Source organism: Phyllobacterium sp. P5_D12 (assembly GCF_054049495.1).
This window is the reverse complement of sequence record NZ_JBFUMG010001129.1, coordinates 1-634: the sequence shown is the minus strand read 5'-3', so window position 1 is coordinate 634 and position 634 is coordinate 1. Positions and strand designations below refer to the sequence as shown.

The 634-nt window shown below is 59.2% G+C and carries 1 protein-coding gene; it reads left to right on the top strand.

The window, feature by feature from the left end; genetic code table 11:
- Positions 1–634, top strand: a 634-nt coding sequence (locus ACXJ5O_RS29095) for an ABC transporter permease (protein WP_457302932.1), incomplete at both ends; no start/stop codon positions are given.

Below are 634 nucleotides of genomic sequence, written 5' to 3'. Positions count from 1 at the left end.
GTTCAAGGGCGATCTCGGCCAGTCCATCTTTCTCAACCAGCCCGTACTGCAGGCGCTGGCCCAGCGCGCCGAACCGACCTTCTTTCTCACAATTTTCTCGCTGCTGATCGCCAGCGTCATCGCCATTCCGATCGGCATCTATGCCGCATACCGGCGCGGGTCATTTTTCGATCAGGTGGCAACAGCAGTAGCGATGCTCGCTGCAAGCATCCCGAGCTTCTGGTTGGGACTCATCTTGATGCAGATATTCGCCGTACGATTTGGTCTGTTTCCAGTATCCGGCTATGGCGGGCCGGGAACATCGTTGATGGAACGGCTTGGCTATCTGGTGCTGCCAGCGTTCGCGCTTGGCATCGTCTCGTCCGCGCTCATTATGCGCTTCACCCGCGCCTCCATGCTGGATGTGCTCGGCGACGACTATATTCGCACAGCGCGCGCCAAGGGCGTGGATGAGCGCCGGGTCGTGTTGAAACATGCCTTCAAAAACGCGCTTATTCCGATCCTCACCGTACTGGGTCTGACAGCTGCCGTGCTGATCTCGGGTGCTGTCGTCACGGAGAMGGTGTTTGGTCTTCCCGGCGTCGGCAGTCTTGTTGTGTCGGCGGTGCTGCGGCGGGATTACCCTGTCATCCAG